Source organism: Candidatus Dadabacteria bacterium, from assembly GCA_009837205.1.
Lineage (GTDB): Bacteria > Desulfobacterota_D > UBA1144 > Nemesobacterales > Nemesobacteraceae > Nemesobacter.
In genome coordinates this window covers 1-18,904 of sequence record VXTZ01000022.1, presented here as the reverse complement: position 1 = coordinate 18,904, position 18,904 = coordinate 1, and the positions used below count along the sequence as shown (strand labels likewise).

Here is an 18,904-nt window from a genome sequence, read left to right as displayed (position 1 = left end):
GGAAATTATACCGGAACCCCATGAGGATTCAACGCACGGACACGAGGGTTCAGGGGAAATTGACGTAGCCTCGGTTCTGCCTAAATCAGCTGGCCGTCGCCCCGTTTTTTCCCGCTTCTTCCTTTATTAGTCCCAGTTCCAGAAGTTTCCTGTAGGTCTTGGTGTGGGAGCCGTGGTGGGAGAAGGTCTCTATGTCCCCGGGCTCGTCAATGTCGATGCTGATATTGAAGTTTCTGTAGATGTCGCAGGGCACGTATCTACGCTCGGCCTCCTCCCTGTGTTTCCTGAAACTGTCGTTTCCGAACATCGAGGGTATGCTGTCGGGAGGCTTTCTCAGTATTGCGTTTGTGCCGAGCTCATCTTCTGAGGGAACGAGGATCACGGATTTGCCTTTCTTCTCTTTCTCAAGGACGGAATCGAGGTCCTCACCGGTTATTAAAGGGGCGTCGCCCGGGATTACGAGCACGGACTTTGCGCCCATTTTTCTGCAGACCTGGATCGCAAGATCAACCGAAGAGCTCTCCCCGAGCTGGCTCTCCTCCCTTATTACGTCAAACCCTTCCTCAAGGGCCATTTTCTCCGCTTTCCTGTCGAGAGTAACGACGACCTTGTTGTCGGCGAGCTTCGATTCGCCGACCGCGGAGAACACGTCTTCCAGCATCACGTAGGCAAGTTCGGTTCTCTGCTTGTTGCTGAGCACCGATGCAAGCCTTTCGTTTGCCCTTGAAAGATCTTTTACGGGAACCAATATGAATTTCAAAACTGCTACCTCGCTGTGGCGGGTCTCCAACCACGCACTATTGTATCAATAAAACCATCGCTTGAAAAACAGAAAAGCCCAGGGGTTCTGAAGTGGTGCTTCGGGCATTGACATTTGTCACTTGACACATTACACTGCTTGAGTGATTAAATCGTTTCGTCATCGTGGTCTAAAGGCTTTATATAGAGGTGAACGTCCGGCGAAAATCGCGCCTGAGCACATTGCAAAACTTAAGCGTATACTGACTGTGTTGGATCAAAGCAGTGGACCAGAAGATATGAATCTGCCCGGCTTCCAGTTGCACCGACTCAAAGGTTCGTTAAAAGGTTATTATGCTGTTTCAGTTTCGGGCAACTGGCGGGTCACGTTCCGGTTCAAAGATGGCGATGCTGTGGATGTCAATTATTTGGATTATCATTGAATGGTCCATATGTGATTAAAGGAGAAAAATTATGGCAATGAAAGATCCTGTACATCCGGGCGTTATCGTACGCGAGGATTGTATGGAACCCTTGAATCTATCGGTTACCGAGTGCGCAAAAGTGCTTGGGGTTGCACGCCAGACGCTTTCCAATCTTGTCAATGCAAAAGCATCCGTTTCCGTTGAAATGGCCTATAGATTGTCGAAGGCATTTGGTTCGACTCCGAGAACTTGGCTTGGCATGCAGTTGGCATTTGATCTTGCCCACTCGCAGGAGTTAGAAGAGAAGATCAAGGTAAAGCGCGTTTCTGTAGAGCGTGGATCAAAAGCGAGGACGACTCCGCAGTCGGGGTAAAACAGAGAATCCGGTTCGCACACGCTATCTTGGGCTTTATTGACAATAAAAGACCCCTGTATATAGAATGATTAGCGGAAACTAGCCGCTACGCCGCGAAGAAAGGAGCCCAGTCTAACAATGACCCGCAAAGCCGTTTTAAAAAGAGAAACATCCGAAGTCAGCGCCAGCGTCGAGCTTGATCTCGACGGAACCGGGAAATTCGATATCTCGACGGGGGTGCCGTTTTTCGACCACATGCTGAGCCAGCTCGCAAAGCACGGCTACTTCGACCTCACGGTCAAGGCCGAAGGGGACATCGACGTTGATTTCCACCACACCGTGGAGGATGTCGGGATAGCGCTCGGGGAAGCTTTCTCAGAAGCCCTGGGCGACAAGAGGGGAATCACTAGGTACGGGCACGCCGTAATCCCTTTTGACGACGCGCTTGTTGTTGTGGCAGTCGATCTTAGCGACAGGCCCTGTTTTGTTTTCAAGGGAGAAATTCCCGGGGGCAAGGTCGGGGATTTTGACTCGGAGCTTGCAGAGGAGTTCTTCAAGTCCCTCACGAACTCGCTTCGCTGCAACCTGCACATCGAGTTTCGCCACGGAACGAACCTGCACCACATAATAGAGGCCATGTTCAAGGCCCTGGGAAGATCCATGGATGTAGCCTCGGCGCTTGACGGGCGTCGCGATGATATTCCCTCGACCAAGGGGACGCTCTAGTGATTTCCATAGTGGATTACGGGATGGGGAACCTGAGAAGCGTCGAGAAGAGCTTTACCTCCCAAGGGATAGAGGTCCGCGTTACCGAGGACCCGGGCGACATAGAGGACTCAAGCGGCCTCGTGGTTCCCGGGGTCGGGGCTTTCGGCGACTGCGTAAGGAACCTTCGCGAGCGCTCCATGTCCGGGCCAATAAAGGATTTTATCGAAAGCGGGCGGCCTTTTCTGGGCATATGCCTCGGCTTTCAGGTCCTGTTCGAATCAAGCGAAGAGGCTCCCGGAGAAGAGGGCCTTGGGATTCTTAAAGGGAAGGTCGTTCGGTTCCGTGTCGAGGAAAAGAAACTGAAGGTGCCCCATATGGGCTGGAACAGGGTGAGCGCGCCCGAGCAGACTCGCATACTCGAGGGGATACCGCAGCAAAGCTGGTTTTACTTCGTTCACTCCTACCACGTGGTTTCGGATGAGCCCGGCGCGGATGTTCTGCTTTCCGATTACGGGGGCGAGTTCGAGGCGGGGGTCATATCGGGAAACCTTTCCGCCTTCCAGTTTCACCCTGAAAAAAGCTCCGACTACGGGCTCATGATCTTGAGGAACTTCTCGAAGCTCTGCCTTGAGAACCGATCTTTCTCCCTTCCGTAGACCGCCTCGTAAGCGGCGTAGCTCCTTATGATTTTCTTTACGTAGTTCCTTGACTGCTCAAAGGGGATTTCCTCTATGAACTCGTCAATGTCGAGTGCCCCGTTTTTCTCATACCACGTCTTGGCGCTTGTGGGGCCGCCGTTATAGCCGGCGAGGCTTATGGCGAAGTTGCCCTCGAAGATCTCAAGCAGCCAGCTCAGGTAATAGCATCCCAGTTCAAGGTTTATGTCGGGAGAGAAAAGCTGGGAAGCCTGGAAATTGCTAAGACCCGCCTTGGGTGCTGTCTCAAGAGCCGTCGAGGGAAGCAGCTGCATGAGCCCCCTGGCGTCGGAAACCGAAACCGCCTCCTTGTCAAAATGGCTTTCCTCTCTTATGACGGAGTAGACCAGGAACTCATCAAGCGTGTATTTGCGCGAAAAAGCCTTCACCCGCTCCTCAAAGCCCTTCGGGAAGGAGAGGCGGAGCGCCTCGGGGGACCTGACGCCGTTTGCCAGGGTTATTGAGGTTTTGTAATCCCGCGCCTGCAGGTAAAGCGAGGCGAGGTAGAGGCGCTGCACGCGCGTTTTCGCATGGGGCCTCAGAAGCTCGGCTTCCCTAAGGGCAAGATCGTATACCCCGGCCTTGACGAAGAAAAGAAATTTCTCGAGCGCGGGATTTTTCCCGAAAGGGTTTCCCGACCAGGCAGCGGCGGGAGGCGGGGTGTGAAGCAGGTTTTCCCCGAGCCTCATCTTCGCGAGAGCCGAGTAGTAGGTGATTTTCGGGGATTTGGCGAGTTCTCCAAGCGCGAATAGAGCCCCGGGCTTGTCTCCCGCCCGCTCGGATGCCCTCGCGTACCAGTAAAGAAAGCGCTCCCGGTCCCTCCCCCTCGCCCAGGCGCGGTCGGAGAAAGCCTCGGCGGCCTTTGCGTACTCCTTTTTACTATAGTGCATCCACCCGATATTCCACGCGCTTTCCCGGGCCTCTTCCCTTCCGGGGTATTTCTCGATAACGAGGCGGTAGAGGCGGTGGGCCTCTTCAGGCTCTTTGCGCAGGTGGCGGAGCCTCGCGGCCTTAAGCAGCGACTTGGACGTCCAGGAGCTTTTGGGGTTTAGCCTGTGGAGTCTCTCGAAAACGCCTATGGCCTCCTCTTCTTTCTCCATGCTCATGAGAGTCACGCCCCTCCAGTAAAAGGCCTTCGGGGAATCAATCCCCGAGAATACCTTCAGGGCTTCCGGAAACCTGGAAAGCCTGTAGAGGCAGATGCCGGTTTTCGTTCTTACCGCGTTTGTTCGCGGCGCTGCGGAGAAGGCCTCAAGCGCCCCCTCCCAGTTGCCGGCCTCGAACATGACGTCCCCTCTTTTTTCAAACTGCTGCGGCGAAGGGGCAAAGACTTTTCCGTTTTTCTTGTGAAGCTCGAATGCGTAATCCGAGAAGCTTACCTCCGGGTGCTCTGCCCATATCCTCTCGAATATCTCGGAGGCCGCGGGGAAGTCTCCCTGTCTCTCCTTTATTTCGCCGAGGTTTTTCAGGTAAACGGCTTTTTTCCACCTGCTGTCGGTCCGCTCGGCAAGATGCGAGTATGTTTTTTCCGCCTCCGCGTGGCGATCGTTCTCGAGGTGGATTTCAGCAAGCCGCTCACGGGCGTCATGGCCGATCGCCGAGTCCGGATGGTGTTTCAGTATCTTCAGGAAAAGCACCTCGGCCCTCTCCTTCTGCCCGAGGCCTAAAGCCGCCTCCGCTTCGTAGTAAAGCAGATAATCCTCTATAAAGATGAGCTTATCCTTTATCTCGGCGAGAGCCCCGTGCACCTCGGCGTGCTGCCGCTCACGGGCGTGGCAGTGAACCTTGAGAAACCGCGCCTCGAGGGTTTTCTCGGTGGATTGCAGGACTTTTCCGCAGTCGGCGTGGTTGGCGCGCGCGCCCTCGGCCGCGGCGGCGAGAAGAAGCAGGGCAAGGAGAAAGACGCTGAGAGCTGCTTTTTTCGGATCCATCACCTTGAGTTCTCCGTGGCCAGAAGGTCTCTTATGCCTTCCCCGAAGAGATTAAAGGAAAGCGCCGTTATGAAAATCGCGATGCTTGGAAACACTATAAGGTGGGGGAAAGTCCTTATTCCCTGCCACCCGGTGCTCGCAAGCGTGCCCCAGCTCGCCTCAGGCGGAGATATCCCGAGGCCGAGAAAGCTGAGCGTGGATTCCGTGAGGATTGCGTAAGGGACCGAAAACGTGACGGTGACTATGAGGGGACTTAGCGTGTTAGGAAGTATGTGCCTTGCGAGAATGATACGCGGCGAGGCCCCGAGCGCCCTTGCGGACTCAACGTACTCAAACGACTTTATCTGAAGCACGCTTCCCCTCACTATCCTGGCGACCCTCATCCACGACATCACCCCGAGAGATATTACGATGCCCGTAACCCCCGTTCCGATAACGAGCGTCAGAAGAACGATCAGAAGGAGATCCGGGACGGCGTAGAACACGTCGACCGTGCGCATTATAAGCTCGTCCGTTTTCCCCCCGGCGTATCCCGAGACCGCTCCGAGGACCGTTCCGATGACAAGGGCCATCGCGGCGGTCCCCACGGCGACCGCGATCGATATCCTCGAACCGTGGATTACCCTGCTCAGGAGATCGCGGCCCTCCTGGTCCGTTCCCATTAGGTGCACGGAGTCGGGGGCGCGAAGCGCGTTTGCGAAATTCGTCTGGTCGTACTCGTAGGGGGAGAGGGCGGGCGCGAAAATCGCGACCAGAATTATAAGGAATATTATCGTTCCCGTGATTATTATCTGGGTTTTTACGTACATGCTGTTTTGGGCCCGGGACGCTCAGGCGTCTTTTCTGTGTGAGGCCCGTACTACCGTCTTTATTCCGCCGCGGACGTTGAAGTCGCCCGTCACCTCGACCGACCTCGGATCGCACGCGGAGACGAAATCGTTAAGGATCCTGTTCGTCACGTGCTCGTGGAACTCGCCCGTGTTTCTGTAGGAGAACATGTAGAGCTTAAGGGACTTAAGTTCCACGCAGAGCCTGTCGGGTACGTACTTTATTGTGATGGTCGCAAAGTCCGGCTGTCCCGTTTTCGGGCAAACGCAGGTGAACTCGGGACACGATATCTCGATTTCGTAATCCCTCTCCGGGTTTTTGTTCTCGAAAGTCTCGAGGATTTCCGGGCTCGGTTCGTCCATTGGCCAGAAACGCCGCGCGGCCTTTGCGGGCGCCACCTCCGTATCCGCTTAATTTATCAGATGTCAGCCGGTAATCAACCCCGGCCGCGGGAGTTTGCTTTGGTTTGACACCGCGGAGTTTAGAGTCAATAATCTTTTCTCCGCATTCTGGGGCATCGTATAACGGCAGTACAGCGGACTCTGGATCCGCTAGTCTAGGTTCGAATCCTAGTGCCCCAGCCAGCTTTTCGTCTTTGACAATTTTGGTTTCTGTAAAAAATGGGATTTAGCAAGCAGAACATATCTGCAAATATAGAAATTTGGCCACTTCTATATTCTTTTCAGCGTTATTGTCAAAGGGCTTTGGAAAATCAAGCCTAAATCTAGTCACAGATTATATTCTGTAATTTTATCCTTGACTTACAGCTTTTATCCTGTTAACATTGGTTTTACTTACAGAATATAGGCTGTGATATGACAAACAAATTTAAGTATATGCAATTGCAGACGCTGGATGACCACCTTTCCAGAGTGAATGTTTGCGACCGTCCCTCTGGCGGTTGGATTCGTGCTGTCCGCACCTCGCTTGGCATGAGCGTTCGTCAGATGGCGGAACGTATAGGCATCACACAGCAATCCGCCGCTCGTTTGGAGAAAAACGAGATCAATGATGCGATTACACTTAGGTCGCTTCGCAAGGCGGCTGAAGCATTGGATTGCAGGCTCGTTTATGTTTTTGTTCCAAATGATGGCTCCTTGCGGAACATCGTGCGCAAGCAGGCGCTCAGAAAGGCTCGTGATATCGTTGATCCTGTGGACCACAGCATGATGCTTGAAGCGCAGGATGTAGGCGACAGGCAGGAGAAAACCGCCCAAATCGCTGATGAGTTGGTGCGCAACCCTGCCATCAGTCTGTGGGACTGAAATGGTTCAGTATCGTTATACAGAGGGCCAGACCCCGCTTAGCGAGGAAGAGAAGGAACATCTCGTTCCCACCATATTAATGCGTGAAGATCTGGACCGTTTCGAGCGGGAAAATATTCTTGAAGCCCGGAGATGGGTAATGCGGAAATCTGTTTTGGCATCGAAACAGAATATTTTTTCGGAGAAATTTATCCTGAACCTTCATAAGCGCATGTTCGGTCGTGTCTGGAAATGGGCAGGTCAGTACCGAAAATCCGACAAAAACATCGGCGTCAACTATTCCCTCATCCAGACCGAATTTCGCAAGTTGCTGGACGATGCCGCTTATTGGCTGGAACACAATACCTACGGTGTTACTGAACTGGCCGTTATTTTTCATCACCGGTTAGTGAAAATTCACCTTTTTCCGAACGGCAACGGCCGACACGCGCGCTTGCTTGCCGATGTAATAGTTGCCAAATATGGTGGTGAAAAACTCACATGGGGCGGTGGTGCCGACCTCACTGCGTCTGAAGATGTCCGCGAACGCTATATTGCGGCACTGCGTGAGGCTGACTCTGGTATCTATGATTCCCTGATTTCGTTTGCTAAGTCGTAATTCATTAGAAACTAACCATGTAAAGGAGTTACCGAAATGTCTGGACACAAGCTGTCACCTGAGAACGGAGAAAAACAACCCGCTCGGGTCGAGCCTAAAGATGAGGCTGAATCCAGTTTTTTCTCACGTATTTCCGGTTCGTTAAAGGGTACTGTAACTATACTCACCGGGTGTGGACTTGACCTTGCCTGTCGGCAGGGAATGGGACATCACTGAATAAATAAAGGCGGATTGCCCGAAGCAACATCACTCCATTATCTCGAATCGGAATATGTCCGGCCTTGAGAAATGCCCCACGGAGTCTATTACGGTCTTTGCCCTTATTATCTGGTCAAGCTCGATCTCCGCGTAGAGAATCTCTTCCTTTCCGTATACGGGGCCGATTATGTACTGTCCCCTGGGGTTTATTATGCCGCTTCCCCCGGGGTAATCCCAGATCGTATGCTCCTTCAGGGGAAAGGAGTCGGGAATCATATCCTCTTCTATGAAGCCGGCTGAGATTATGACGAACACCTGTCCCTCAAACGCGTACTGTCGGCTCGCGAAATCCATCGTGTCCTTAACGAACGAGTGTCCTCCCCAGAGACCCACGTGCACCTGCTCCCCCTTGGTGAACATCGCGTACTTCTCAAGGGTCATGTGGTGCTCGTAGCAGAAAAGTCCCCCTATTTTCCCGATTTCGGTGTCAAACACCCTCACGTCCTCGGCGGTTCCGTTCGCCCATACGCATTTCTCGCTGTCAATCGACATCAGCTTTCTGTGCCTTCCGAGAAGGGAGCCGTCCTTGCCGAAGTAGAGTATGGTGTTGTAGAGGGTTCCTCCCTCTTTTTCGTTAACCCCTATTACGACGCAGGTCTTGGCCCGCTTCGCCGCATTGCCGATTCTTTTGGTGTCCTCCCCGGGAACCTCGACCGAGTTTCTGTGTAGCTCGACGTGGGCGTCCATGGTGAGCTTTTTCTCGGCCCCGAACCCGAGATCCTTCGGCCAGTAGGGATAGGTGGGTATGAAGGCCTCGGGGAAAACCACGAGTTCAGCCCCGTTTCCCGCTGCTTCCTTTATAAGCCTGAGGACCTTGTCGACCGTGCCCTTTCTGTCGAGAAAAACGGGAGCTGCCTGCACCGCAGCCGCCGTGAAGGATTTTCCGTTGCTCATAATGGGTTATTATACAACGGAACTCAGGGAAAATGCAGATTCATTTTGAGTTTGCGTCTCTCTTTGGAACCAGAGCATGACCCTCCCGCCTGCGTTTAGTGGTCAGGGGAAACAAGGGTTACGTGGTCACCTTCAATTTTCTCCCGGAATCTCTCCGGCATGTCATCCCACACGAACAGGTCCACCCGAAACGGAAGATCGCTCTGTTCAAGAGCTTCCCGAAGATCGCCGACCTGTCTTCTCTGTCCGCTTCCGGCAAATACCACCATGTCGAGATCCGAACTCTTTTTCGCGGCAAACCTCGCGCGGGAACCGTATACCCAGACGCGGGTATTCGGAAGATGCTTTTTAAGCAGCGCAAGAAGAACGCCGCGCTGCTCAGAAGAGATATCAATAGCTTCTACTGTTTCCATGTTTCTCCGCTCATTGTTTCGTAAAGACCTGTGGCATCGTCAATAAAGCCGCTTATGATTCCAAGGCATCTTCTGGCCTTTCCCTCATCATAGTCATGGCTTGTATTGATGCGGCTGTTTGCGTAATCAAGCCATTTTTCGATCGGTGAGGGGAGAAGGTTGTTTTCAAAGGCCAGTCTGAAAACAGGTTTCGGGCTGTTTGGGGCATCTGGAACGCCGAGCTCCTCTGCGAGGTGGCGTCTCAGCACCTTCCATAGGCAGTCGTAACAGACCTCAAACCTGTGTATGACCGACTCGGCCACAGCTTCCCGCATTATCGAATCCAGGTCAGAGTTCTCTATGGCACGGTAATTTCCGTACTGTTCCTCAAGGCGTTTCAGGGAATTTTGAAATTTGTCGTATTCAATCATGAAAACGATCCTTCATTGCCAAGTCCTGTCTTCCCGGCGAAGCTCCTCGTGACTGCGGTGGAGGATTTCGGAAAGAACCTGAAGCCGGACTCCACCTATCATAAAGGATTTCCCGTTGCTCATAATGGGTTATTATATAACGGAAGTTAAAAAAAAGCAGGGTTTCTGACCCGAAGCGAGGGGGTAAAAATGGCAAGACTTGATGGAAAAACAGCGCTCATAACGGGCGGGGGAGAGGGAATAGGAAAAGCTACGGCGCTTTTGTTCTCAGCAGAAGGCGCCAACGTGGGCATAATGTCGAGAACCGCGGAGAGGCTTGACGAGGTGGTTTCTGAGAACCCGGGACCCGGGGAGATAAGGGCCTATCCGGGTGACGTTTCCATAGAAGAGGACGTAAAGAGGGTGGTAGAGGCCTTCTACGGAGATTTCGGAAGGGTCGACATACTGTTTAACAACGCCGGGATACTTGAGGGCGGCACTGTGGTGACTACCTCTAACGAGGTCTGGGACCGCACGATCGACATAAACGTGAAGGGGGTCTTTCTCGTAAGCAAGTACGTGGTTCCGCTCATGGCAAAGCACGGCGGGGGCTCCATAATCAACAACTCAAGCGTGCTAGGCATCGTGGGGATGGAGGGCTGCGTGGCGTACAACGCTTCGAAGGGAGCCGTGAGGCAGATAACGAGAAGCATGGCCCTTGATCACGCGAAGGACAACATAAGGACAAATTCCGTCTGTCCCGGCTACATAAAGACCAAGATGGACCCCGAGTTCATGGGGAACCCCCCGGACGCGGAGGAGCAGCTCGACGCGATAGCGGCCGACATGATTCCCCTTGTGAGAAGGGCAGAAGCGGAGGAAGTGGCCCACTCGGTGCTCTACCTGGCTTCGGACGAGGCCCGGTACGTTACGGGTTCCGATCTTGTTATAGACGGGGGCTGGACCACGCTTTAGGTGCGGCGGGGGAGAAACTTTTAGAGAACAAACCAGAGACAAAGGAGGGATTTACAATGGAAGTTTTTGAAGCAATGGGCACCAGGAGAAGCTTTAGGTTCTACAAGCCCTGGAAAGAGGTTGAGGACTGGAAGATACAGAAGATGCTCCAGGCGGCGCGGTACTGCTCCTGCCAGGGCAACTGCAACTCGACCGAGGCGATAGTCATAGACAAAAGGACCTATCCCCCGGAGAAATTCGAGAAGATAGTTGAATGCGGATCCGCGTTTAACGAGATCCACCTGCGCCAGGCCCCGATTATCGTTGCGTGGCTGATAAACCTGGACGCCTGGTACAAGGAGCTCATACAGACCTTCCAGGTGCTGTTTCCCGCGAGGGCCATAACCGCCGCTCACGGCTGGACCTACAAGATACTTACCGAGAACACCTATCCGAGGCTCATGAGCTTTCCCAAGGACAGGGCGGAGGATCTTCTGAGGGTCGAGGCGGGCCAGGCCATAGCGAACGCCATGCTCGCGGCCACTGACCTGGGCCTCGGGTGCTGCCTTATCGCCACGGGGAGAAAGCCGGCCGAGTTCCCGAAGGTTCTCGGGACTCCCGAGAACATAGTTCCCATCTGGCTCATGACAGTGGGATACGCGGCTGAGGATCCCGGCCAGAGGCCGAGGAAGAGGTTCGACAGGCTTTATCACTCAAACGAGTACGGAACTCCGCTTGCCGAGGACCAGGACGTGCGGAAGGAGCTTGAGGAGGAAAAACTCATACAACCAATGGACCCGCTTCCGGGGAGGGAGGAGGAGCTTCGCCACATATGCAGGATGTTCGGTTTCACGGAAGATATGTGCGACATGCCGAAGGATAAGGTTCTTGAGATGTACGAGGAGGACTCTCCCTATTACGGGGAGCTTCCCCCGGGTCTTGAGGAAAGGGGAGTCTGAAAAAAGGAAAAAATTTCGGTTTTCGGCTGCTTTCAGGAAAAATTGTTCAACGGTAAGTTTTTGTGGAGCCATAGAGCGGTTTCTGATTTCATCCTCGGTTCTGTGGACTTGAGATACTCTCGCAGAGTTGCTCGTAAGCAGAACAGCACTGGAAGCGTTTGGATAAACACTCTATGTTTGAAAGAGCGTAGCGTTGAGATCAATATTAGTTGATGAAATTAGAAATGGAATGGAAAGTTCTGATTGTCCAAAAAACCTATTTGGTGTTATAGTGGTTGTCGGGCGAGGTATGTTGACTTACAAACAGCTAAGGTATACGAATTATGCGTATCAAGCCAGAATTTGATAACGCAAGCATTGTATTGCTTGGTTCTTTCAATCCGAGAATTTTTCAACCAGCATGGTTTGCTCGGCACGGGATGATAGGAGAAAAAGAAGCCGAGAAAACGGTAATGTTGTTACAAAATAAAGAAGAATGTGCTTTCGGGGTTGATACATTTGAGCTTAAGGTTAGACTTGACCATTTTTTAGTAACCGGTGTTGGTGACCACCCCGAGCATATTAAAGATCTTGTAATTTCATGTTTCGGGAAGTATCTGCCCCACACACCGGTGGTAGCTATGGGTATCAACCGAAATATTCATTTTGATACTGGCGACTTTGAAGTCAGGGATCGTGTAGGCAGTCGATTAGCGCCGAAAGATGCTTGGGGTGAGTGGGGAAAGGAAATACAAAAATCTTACGACGCACCCATATACGAACGAGGAGGCATGCTTTCGATTACAATGCTCCAGAAAAATTTGCAGCAGGTAGGTGAGTATGATAGTTCCGTGCAGGCCCAAGTTGAGCCATCTATTAAAATTGAAGGTAATACGGGTATTTTCGTTGGAGTGAGTAATCAATTTCAATTGATGGATAATGAAAAATCAGTTCAGAATGCATCATTGGCTGTTGAAGCTTTAGAAGCCAATTGGGAGATTTCAATGAAGCGGGCAGCAATAATAGTGGATCAAATTATGGCGCTGACGGAGGAATACCGAACATGACTATAGCCACAGCGGCTTTTATACGGACAGATATACCAGGTTTTAACTCAAATAATATGTCTCGACGTGATAATGTTATAGGTGAGTTCCCTACCGAAATTCATGTTTTCAGAGACGCTGTCGAGGAAACTTTTCTGGCAACATTCAACAAGCACTCAAACAGGGTAGGACTTTTGCCGCAGAAAATCGACAAGAATACGGAGTTAAATGTATATGCTCCTTTTGCTTTTCCAGAGATTAAAAATCCAAAATCGCCACCGGAAGTACCTCAAGACAGGATACTTCAGGATTGGGAAGGTATCGTCGAAACAGTGGGAGATGAAAATTTCACTGCCCGATTACGCGACCTGACAAACGAGGAAAACTACCCAAGCGAGATGGCGGAACTTCCGATTGAGGACATTTCAGACGATGATCAGGAATTGCTCAAAATAGGTGCTGTGTTCTATTTGACAGTGGGTCGCTCAATACGTCCCAATGGGCGACAACAACGCTTTGGACGTATTGTGTTCCGCCGTTTACCAGGTTGGACATCTTCCACTCTTCACCGTGCTGAAAAACGAGCGAAGCGTCTATCCCGCTTCCTCAATTCAAAAGATTGAAAGCTCCTCCTTCCGATGTCATAGAAGTTTCATTGATCGGTCCCGGCTACGGAGAGTCAATTGTTGTTCACATCGGCGACGGTGAATGGATTATCGTTGATTCTTGCCTAGAGGAGAACAGTCAATCCCAGAGTTCGGCTGTCGCCTACTTGAACAAAATAGGGGTTGATTTCGCTAAACAAGTTTCCCATGTTATAGCTACCCATTGGCATGATGATCACATCGGTGGCCTATCCGAAGTGGTTGATTGTTGCGAGTTCGCAGATTTCTGCTGCGCAATGGCTCTTCGTGGAGAGGAGTTCCTCGGGTTTGCCGCGGTTTACGCAGAAACTGATCCCGCCCCTAGCGCGAGATCAACGCAAGAAATTATAAAAATTCTGGAGATTTTAGAGCAACGAGGAAAGAAACCAAAATTTTTGCTGACAGACACTCTGATTCGAAAAACCGAGAAGAATGTGAAGGTATTTGCACTTTCGCCGTCAAATGAACGCATTGCAAGTTTTTTGTCACGCTTGGCTGAGAAAATACCGGAATTAGGCACGACCAGAACAAGAATGGGAGACATGCGACCAAATGATATTTCAGTGGCTCTTTTAATTGATTTGGGTGACGACGCAATATTGCTGGGTGCGGATCTTGAGGAGATGCCTGGAGGAGGGTGGTCAGCTATTGCCAACGACTCTCAATCCATAAAAAATACAAAATCTTCCGTGTACAAGGTTGCACATCACGGTTCGAAAACTGGAGAATTTGCTGATATTTGGGAAAACTTGCTCATACCGACTCCATTTGCCATACTCACACCATTCAGTCGAGGTCGTAAGCCTCTCCCGAGCAAGGAAGATGTTAAACGTATACGGGAAAGAACAACTAAGGCCTATTCTTCCGCACGATTAACTTCAACTGCTTCAACCAAACGCAATAATTCGGTCGAAAAAACAATTCGTCGATATGGATGGGGAATTCGCAAAGCCTACCCAAAACAGGGTCATGTGCGATTGCGTCGCTGCCTTAAAAACTCAGAACCTGATTGGTCAGTTGAATTGTTCGGTAACGCCACTCATCTCAAGGGTGTTTGGAGTAGACGATAATAAGTCCGACAGATTAATTTTGTCTAAAAATCTTATCTGACGCACCAACCCATGACTTTTACTTCAAAGAAAATCTTTCATGTCCGTTTCACCCCTCTTGCCAGCTTTAGCAACTGTGCACGATGCTGTGAATAAAACTAGAAACAACCTAATCAGGAAAAATGCTTGTTCCGTCATAACATGGACCCGCTTCCGGGGAGGGAGGAGGAGCTTCGCCACATATGCAGGATGTTCGGTTTCACGGAAGATATGTGCGACATGCCGAAGGATAAAGTCCTTGAGATGTACGAGGAGGACTCTCCCTATTACGGAGAACTTCCCCCGGGCCTTGAGGAAAGGGGAGTCTGAGCTCTTATATATAATAAGGAAAAGGGCGCGCGAGAAGAAAAAAAAGTGGCTGGGAGGCTGCGGGAGAAGGAGCTTCTGATGAGCGAGCGAAGCTAGGAAAGTGCGTGGCGGACATGTCCTGGGGCGAAAGGCGATGAGTGATGGTGACTACGCTTTGGGTGTATAGTGTTTCGCCGTTTTCCGCTGTGCTGAAAAACTGACTGTGCGTCTGTCGGGTTTTCTGGACCTGAATGATTGCCTTGGATTTCGTGGAAGTGCGACGATAGCATCTTCTGTGGATTCCCCTATAGCAATAAACTTTTTGCCAAAAAATTTATTGCCAAAAAACCCCTTGTCATGTATTCTGTTTTCCATCCTGATCTGAACGGGAGTCGAGCGGATGCAAAACATTACAGGACAGGCGGTAATCGGCGAAGACCTCTACGGACGAGAATCCGAACTGGAACTGCTATGGGAAAAACTGGAGCAGGGAGAGCATGTTCTGATGCTTGCCCCGCGACGGGTCGGGAAGACCAGCCTCATGTTGGAACTTCGTCGCGAACCTCGGGAAAACTGGGATGTCTTTTATGTGGATGTTGAAGGTGCCGAAGATTCGGCGGATTGCTTGGCGGCAATTGTCGCCGCTCTGGCGGTGAACCCGGAGTACCGCCGAGGCATCGAAAAAATTCCGTTCGCAAAGACCGTAGTAGACACGCTCAAGAGCACATTTTCCTTTTCCGAAGTTTCCGTCAGCATCGAAAAAGTCCGCATTGAACTCAAAAGGGCGATCGGCCGGGACTGGAAACGTACAGCGGATCAGCTTCTTGAACGTCTTGAGAGTCTGCCGGATCCCGGTCGCAGCCTCCTGATCATCCTCGACGAGTTTCCGATACTCGTCTCGCGCATGCTGAAAACCCTCGAAGGAAAACATGATGTCGAGTTGCTGCTGTCCGGGTTCCGGCGCTGGCGCCAGTCTCCGCAGATGCGCGGGAAGGTGTGCACACTGATCGGCGGGTCCATCGGGCTTGAAGGCGTTCTCAGACGCTTTGCTCTTTCGGGATTAATAAACGATCTGGCCCCTTTCCAGCTGGATTCATGGGACCGGGATGTCGCAGTTAAGTTTCTGGAGGAGCTTGGAGACAGTTATGGCTTCCGCATGGACGAACGTAGCGTCTCACAAATTCTCGACCTCCTCTCGGATCCGGTTCCCTATCACCTGCAACTGTTTTTTTCGACCCTTCGCCAATCCTGCAATGGGGACCCCTCGCGCGTTTCCGAAAGTGCAATAGAGCGATGCTTCACGGAAAGGCTTACGGGACCTGGCGGCACGCCTCATCTTGACCATTACGCAGCCCGCTTGGAAATCATGCTTGACGCAGACGAGCAGGAAGCGGCGCACGACATACTCAATCACGCCTGTCGGCGGAGAGACGGTGCGCGCATCTCGGATATTGAGAAACTGACCCGGCAGGGCGAAAGCGAGCTTCTCTCGGCGCTTCGCAATCTGGAATCGGACGGGTACGTGCGGCGGGACGGCTCCCATGTGTGTTTCAGATCGAACCTGCTTAGGGAGTGGTGGCGGAAAAACCGGTCAGGGGGGATGGAGCCATGAAGCAAAGACGTATCTACAACCCGGCCCAACTCTCCCCGGAAGAACTCAAGGCTTCCTTCGTCGCCCGTCAGGAGACCCTCACTGAGATGCTTCGCCTCCTGGACGAGCAGAAAACCGACCGACCGTGCCAGCACATGCTGCTTGTCGGTTCGCGGGGGATGGGCAAAACCACCCTCGGTCTGCGGTTTCTCCAAGCGGTACGCGAAACGCCCGATCTTGCAGAAGCATGGCAGCCCGTGGCGTTTCACGAGGAAAGCTATCAGGTGACCGACCTGGCGGATTTCTGGCTTACGGCCCTGCATCACCTGACCCGCGCCACTCGGGATTCCCGATGGGAGGACAAGGCAGAAGCGCTTTCGGCCGACGAGAAGGATCCGCAGCGCCTTGCCGCGTACGCGCTCTCGGTTCTTATTGATTTCTCCCGAGGAAGCGGAAAGAGGCTGATTCTGTTTGTCGAAAATCTTGACATCGTTTTCTCACAACTGGGTGATGAGCGCGAAGTCCACGCTTTGCGGGCTTCGTTGATCGAACATCCGGAGATACTGCTGATCGGTTCCGCAAACGCCGTCTTCGAGGCCATACGGCACCGCGGCGAACCGTTTTACGAGTTTTTCCGGGTTTTTCTTCTAGAAGGTCTTGGGTGCGAAGAGTATCTTCAGATCTTCCGAGCCCTCGCGGAACGTGAAGGCAAAACTGAGGTCACCGAGACACTGAGCCGCGAACGCGGGCGAATCGAGACCATGCGCCGCCTGACCGGAGGAAACCCGCGGCTGCTGGTGCTGACCTACGGAATTCTGGTTGAGTCGCCGCTCGGTTCCGCGTTCAAGGACTTGGAACAGCTAATCGACGAACAGACTCCGTACTTCAAGTCCCGCATTGAGGAGCTGCCGACACAGTCCCGAAAGGTGTTTCATTGCCTTGCGGAGGGATGGAGTCCCATGCTCGCGAAGGAAGTATCCGCCGCGGCCAGGCTTTCCTCATCTCACACAAGCGCCCAGCTCAAGCAGCTGGTGGACAAGGGATACGCCAGGGAAGCGCGGCCAGAGAGGGAAAAGCGTATCCGGTACGAGGTTGCCGACCGGTTCTACAACATCTACTTCCTGCTGCGTTTCTCGCGGCGGGGATATCGACGCCTGAAGCTGCTGGTAGACTTCCTCAACGATCTGTTCGGCCCGGTTCCGATGCGGTCGATGTATCTGGCGACTCTTGAGAAGTTAAGCAGCGGGGTCTCTAAGGATGAAGAGGCGCCTGAACTGCTTGGAGCCCTGATCCCCTATGCGGCGAACGACAGTGGTTTCACGGAACGCGAAGACTGGCTGAACAATGCCTTTAACCTGATAATCAATTCTATCGGCACGAACGGCGCGAACGTGTCAGCATTTGGCGAAATAGTGCGGGATATCTCCCGGCAGTACCAGTTAGATTTGGATTGTTTTTCGGATAAGGTCTGTCGCGGCATCGAGCTACTCCAGTCTGAGCGCTTCGTGGAGGCGGAAACCGAGTGCAGAGAGACAATCAGGCAAGAACCGGAGAATCTTTTTGCTCGGTTTCTTCTTGGTTTCGCCTTAGGAGGAAGAAAGCATTTTGAGGATGCCCTCGATGCGTTCAGGCATGTAACCGAGGCTGTCAGTCCCGATGATGCCGCACAGTTGCGGATTTACGCACTTGGAGCTCTGATTGCAGAGGCCGGAATTCTTTTCACTCTGGAAAATTCTGGCGATGCCTCAAACGTTATAGGGAAAATTCCGGAGCTTGTAAATCAGGACGACCCGCACCCTCTACGCTATGCAGCCACTGAATGGCTTCGGCTTCTTGGCGAATTTTTCTCGGAAAAGGATCATCACGAAGAAGCTCTCGCGACCTGGCGACAAGCTTCGCAATATGTCCGCCCGGACGATCCGGAATGGTTGCGCCTGGCGCTTATCAAGACGCTCGCCGAGAAAGGAAACGTCCTTGTCGCACAAAAGCGTTATGATGAAGTTGTCTCCATTTTGGAAAGCTTCACTCAATATGTTCGTACCGATGACTCGGCAACATTACGTTACGGTGCCAGTCTAGCGTTGTTTGCTCTGGACACCGCATATTTGGAACTGGGGCGGTTTGAAGACTGGATCACTTCCCACGGCCGGTTTTCAGAATATATTTATATGAAAGATCCGGTAGATACGCGTCAGAAATTCGCTAAGCTGCTGGCCACTAGGAGCAATATTGCCAACTTGCTGGGATGTTATGACAACTCGGAATCAGGTTGCAAAAAGGCAGCAGAACTCGACCCCGAGTGTGGCGAGGCCTGGCGCGTCAGGGCGGAGGCGATTCTCAGGAGTGACGACGTTGCGCGCCTGGAAGAAGCGAAACGCTACGCTTGCCGCGCGGCGGAACTGATGCCGGAGGAACCTGCCGCGTTTCATACGGTCTCCGATGTACTGGCCCGCTGCGGGAACTGGATGGCAGCTCTTGAAAAACTTGACCGAGCGCTTTCCGTCGCCGTCGGCCAACGATACTGGAACACGCATGATCTGACGGAATCCCTAATCAATCTCACGGCGGCCGGCTGGAGCCAACAGGTCATGCAGATAATGGAAAGCCATCCTGCCCTGACTGAAACCATGGAACCGCTCTGGCACGCGGTGCGGGCGGAAACGGGAGAGGAACTCGAATCCCTGCCCGCAGAGATCACCCAAGCCGTAATTGATATAAGGAAAAGGTTCTCGGAGAAAAAAAAGATGTTGCCGAAAACAACGCCGCTATCAATCTGACAAATTCTCCCTACTTCCTGCACTCGCACTTGCGGAAGTTCTGCCTTATGTGCGCCACCA

General features: G+C 52.4%; 21 protein-coding genes and 1 tRNA gene. 15 read left to right on the top strand and 7 right to left on the bottom strand.

Features of this window, described 5'->3' with window-relative positions; translation table 11 throughout:
• Nucleotides 1-85: 85 nt before the first annotated feature.
• Nucleotides 86-790, bottom strand: coding sequence for a 2-phospho-L-lactate guanylyltransferase (gene cofC, locus F4Z13_04545; GenBank protein ID MXZ48506.1), 705 nt, complete (start codon nucleotides 788-790; stop codon nucleotides 86-88).
• Between the two features lie 112 nt (nucleotides 791-902).
• On the opposite strand from cofC, the gene F4Z13_04540 reads away from it, so the two are divergent.
• The 4 genes from F4Z13_04540 (at nucleotide 903) to hisH (ending at nucleotide 2,882) form a co-directional block, all read left to right on the top strand.
• The gene (locus F4Z13_04540) at nucleotides 903-1,181 is read left to right on the top strand and encodes a hypothetical protein (GenBank protein ID MXZ48505.1); all 279 of its coding nucleotides are present in this window, start codon (nucleotides 903-905) and stop codon (nucleotides 1,179-1,181) included.
• Nucleotides 1,182-1,212: 31 nt separating this feature from the next.
• Nucleotides 1,213-1,536 (top strand): HigA family addiction module antidote protein, encoded by a 324-nt coding sequence (locus F4Z13_04535; GenBank protein ID MXZ48504.1) that lies wholly within the window; start codon nucleotides 1,213-1,215, stop codon nucleotides 1,534-1,536.
• A gap of 120 nt (nucleotides 1,537-1,656) precedes the next feature.
• The gene (hisB, locus tag F4Z13_04530; protein ID MXZ48503.1) at nucleotides 1,657-2,244 is read left to right on the top strand and encodes an imidazoleglycerol-phosphate dehydratase HisB; all 588 of its coding nucleotides are present in this window, start codon (nucleotides 1,657-1,659) and stop codon (nucleotides 2,242-2,244) included.
• Complete coding sequence (hisH, locus tag F4Z13_04525; GenBank protein ID MXZ48502.1) at nucleotides 2,244-2,882, top strand: imidazole glycerol phosphate synthase subunit HisH; 639 nt, start codon at nucleotides 2,244-2,246, stop codon at nucleotides 2,880-2,882. Before hisB ends, hisH begins: the two co-directional genes overlap by 1 nt.
• Here the strand turns inward: hisH and F4Z13_04520 are convergent.
• From F4Z13_04520 to queF, 3 genes are read right to left on the bottom strand one after another with little or no spacing between them, the layout of a single operon-like run.
• Nucleotides 2,813-4,852 (bottom strand): transglycosylase SLT domain-containing protein, encoded by a 2,040-nt coding sequence (locus F4Z13_04520; GenBank protein MXZ48501.1) that lies wholly within the window; start codon nucleotides 4,850-4,852, stop codon nucleotides 2,813-2,815. The genes hisH and F4Z13_04520 overlap by 70 nt on opposite strands.
• Nucleotides 4,852-5,661, bottom strand: a complete 810-nt coding sequence (locus F4Z13_04515) for an ABC transporter permease (GenBank protein ID MXZ48500.1) — start codon at nucleotides 5,659-5,661, stop codon at nucleotides 4,852-4,854. Before F4Z13_04515 ends, F4Z13_04520 begins: the two co-directional genes overlap by 1 nt.
• A 21-nt stretch (nucleotides 5,662-5,682) precedes the next feature.
• Entirely contained in the window at nucleotides 5,683-6,042 is a 360-nt protein-coding gene (gene queF, locus F4Z13_04510; protein MXZ48499.1) for an NADPH-dependent 7-cyano-7-deazaguanine reductase QueF, read from the bottom strand.
• Between the two features lie 148 nt (nucleotides 6,043-6,190).
• On the opposite strand from queF, the gene F4Z13_04505 reads away from it, so the two are divergent.
• The 3 genes from F4Z13_04505 to F4Z13_04495 all read left to right on the top strand — a co-directional run bounded on the left by F4Z13_04505 (nucleotide 6,191) and on the right by F4Z13_04495 (nucleotide 7,543).
• Nucleotides 6,191-6,264 (top strand) — tRNA-Gln (locus tag F4Z13_04505).
• Between the two features lie 231 nt (nucleotides 6,265-6,495).
• Complete coding sequence (locus F4Z13_04500; protein MXZ48498.1) at nucleotides 6,496-6,945, top strand: mobile mystery protein A; 450 nt, start codon at nucleotides 6,496-6,498, stop codon at nucleotides 6,943-6,945.
• A 1-nt stretch (nucleotide 6,946) separates the two neighbouring features.
• Nucleotides 6,947-7,543, top strand: coding sequence for a mobile mystery protein B (locus F4Z13_04495; protein ID MXZ48497.1), 597 nt, complete (start codon nucleotides 6,947-6,949; stop codon nucleotides 7,541-7,543).
• A 246-nt stretch (nucleotides 7,544-7,789) separates the two neighbouring features.
• Here the strand turns inward: F4Z13_04495 and F4Z13_04490 are convergent, their stop codons facing one another.
• From F4Z13_04490 to F4Z13_04480, 3 genes are all read right to left on the bottom strand, one after another.
• Complete coding sequence (locus F4Z13_04490; protein MXZ48496.1) at nucleotides 7,790-8,695, bottom strand: carbon-nitrogen hydrolase family protein; 906 nt, start codon at nucleotides 8,693-8,695, stop codon at nucleotides 7,790-7,792.
• Nucleotides 8,696-8,790: 95 nt separating this feature from the next.
• A complete protein-coding gene (locus F4Z13_04485) occupies nucleotides 8,791-9,108 on the bottom strand; it encodes a nucleotidyltransferase domain-containing protein (protein MXZ48495.1) in 318 nt (105 codons plus the stop codon).
• Nucleotides 9,096-9,518 (bottom strand): nucleotidyltransferase, encoded by a 423-nt coding sequence (locus F4Z13_04480; GenBank protein ID MXZ48494.1) that lies wholly within the window; start codon nucleotides 9,516-9,518, stop codon nucleotides 9,096-9,098. The genes F4Z13_04485 and F4Z13_04480 overlap by 13 nt, the downstream gene beginning before the upstream one ends.
• Before the next feature lie 189 nt (nucleotides 9,519-9,707).
• Here F4Z13_04480 and F4Z13_04475 point away from each other — a divergent pair, with 189 nt between their 5' ends.
• The 8 genes from F4Z13_04475 (at nucleotide 9,708) to F4Z13_04440 (ending at nucleotide 18,844) form a co-directional block, all read left to right on the top strand.
• Nucleotides 9,708-10,472 (top strand): glucose 1-dehydrogenase, encoded by a 765-nt coding sequence (locus F4Z13_04475; GenBank protein ID MXZ48493.1) that lies wholly within the window; start codon nucleotides 9,708-9,710, stop codon nucleotides 10,470-10,472.
• Between the two features lie 56 nt (nucleotides 10,473-10,528).
• Nucleotides 10,529-11,410 carry a hypothetical protein gene (locus F4Z13_04470; GenBank protein MXZ48492.1) on the top strand — a complete coding sequence of 294 codons (882 nt, stop codon included), beginning with the start codon at nucleotides 10,529-10,531 and terminating at the stop codon, nucleotides 11,408-11,410.
• A 323-nt stretch (nucleotides 11,411-11,733) separates the two neighbouring features.
• Nucleotides 11,734-12,456, top strand: coding sequence for a hypothetical protein (locus tag F4Z13_04465; protein MXZ48491.1), 723 nt, complete (start codon nucleotides 11,734-11,736; stop codon nucleotides 12,454-12,456).
• On the top strand, nucleotides 12,453-13,058 hold the full coding sequence (locus F4Z13_04460; GenBank protein MXZ48490.1) for a hypothetical protein: 606 nt from the start codon (nucleotides 12,453-12,455) through the stop codon (nucleotides 13,056-13,058). Before F4Z13_04465 ends, F4Z13_04460 begins: the two co-directional genes overlap by 4 nt.
• Nucleotides 13,031-14,149 (top strand): MBL fold metallo-hydrolase, encoded by a 1,119-nt coding sequence (locus F4Z13_04455; protein MXZ48489.1) that lies wholly within the window; start codon nucleotides 13,031-13,033, stop codon nucleotides 14,147-14,149. Before F4Z13_04460 ends, F4Z13_04455 begins: the two co-directional genes overlap by 28 nt.
• 165 nt (nucleotides 14,150-14,314) lie before the next feature.
• A complete protein-coding gene (locus F4Z13_04450) occupies nucleotides 14,315-14,497 on the top strand; it encodes a hypothetical protein (protein ID MXZ48488.1) in 183 nt (60 codons plus the stop codon).
• A gap of 379 nt (nucleotides 14,498-14,876) precedes the next feature.
• A complete protein-coding gene (locus F4Z13_04445; protein ID MXZ48487.1) occupies nucleotides 14,877-16,088 on the top strand; it encodes a hypothetical protein in 1,212 nt (403 codons plus the stop codon).
• Complete coding sequence (locus tag F4Z13_04440; GenBank protein MXZ48486.1) at nucleotides 16,085-18,844, top strand: ATP-binding protein; 2,760 nt, start codon at nucleotides 16,085-16,087, stop codon at nucleotides 18,842-18,844. Before F4Z13_04445 ends, F4Z13_04440 begins: the two co-directional genes overlap by 4 nt.
• Nucleotides 18,845-18,904 lie beyond the last annotated feature (60 nt).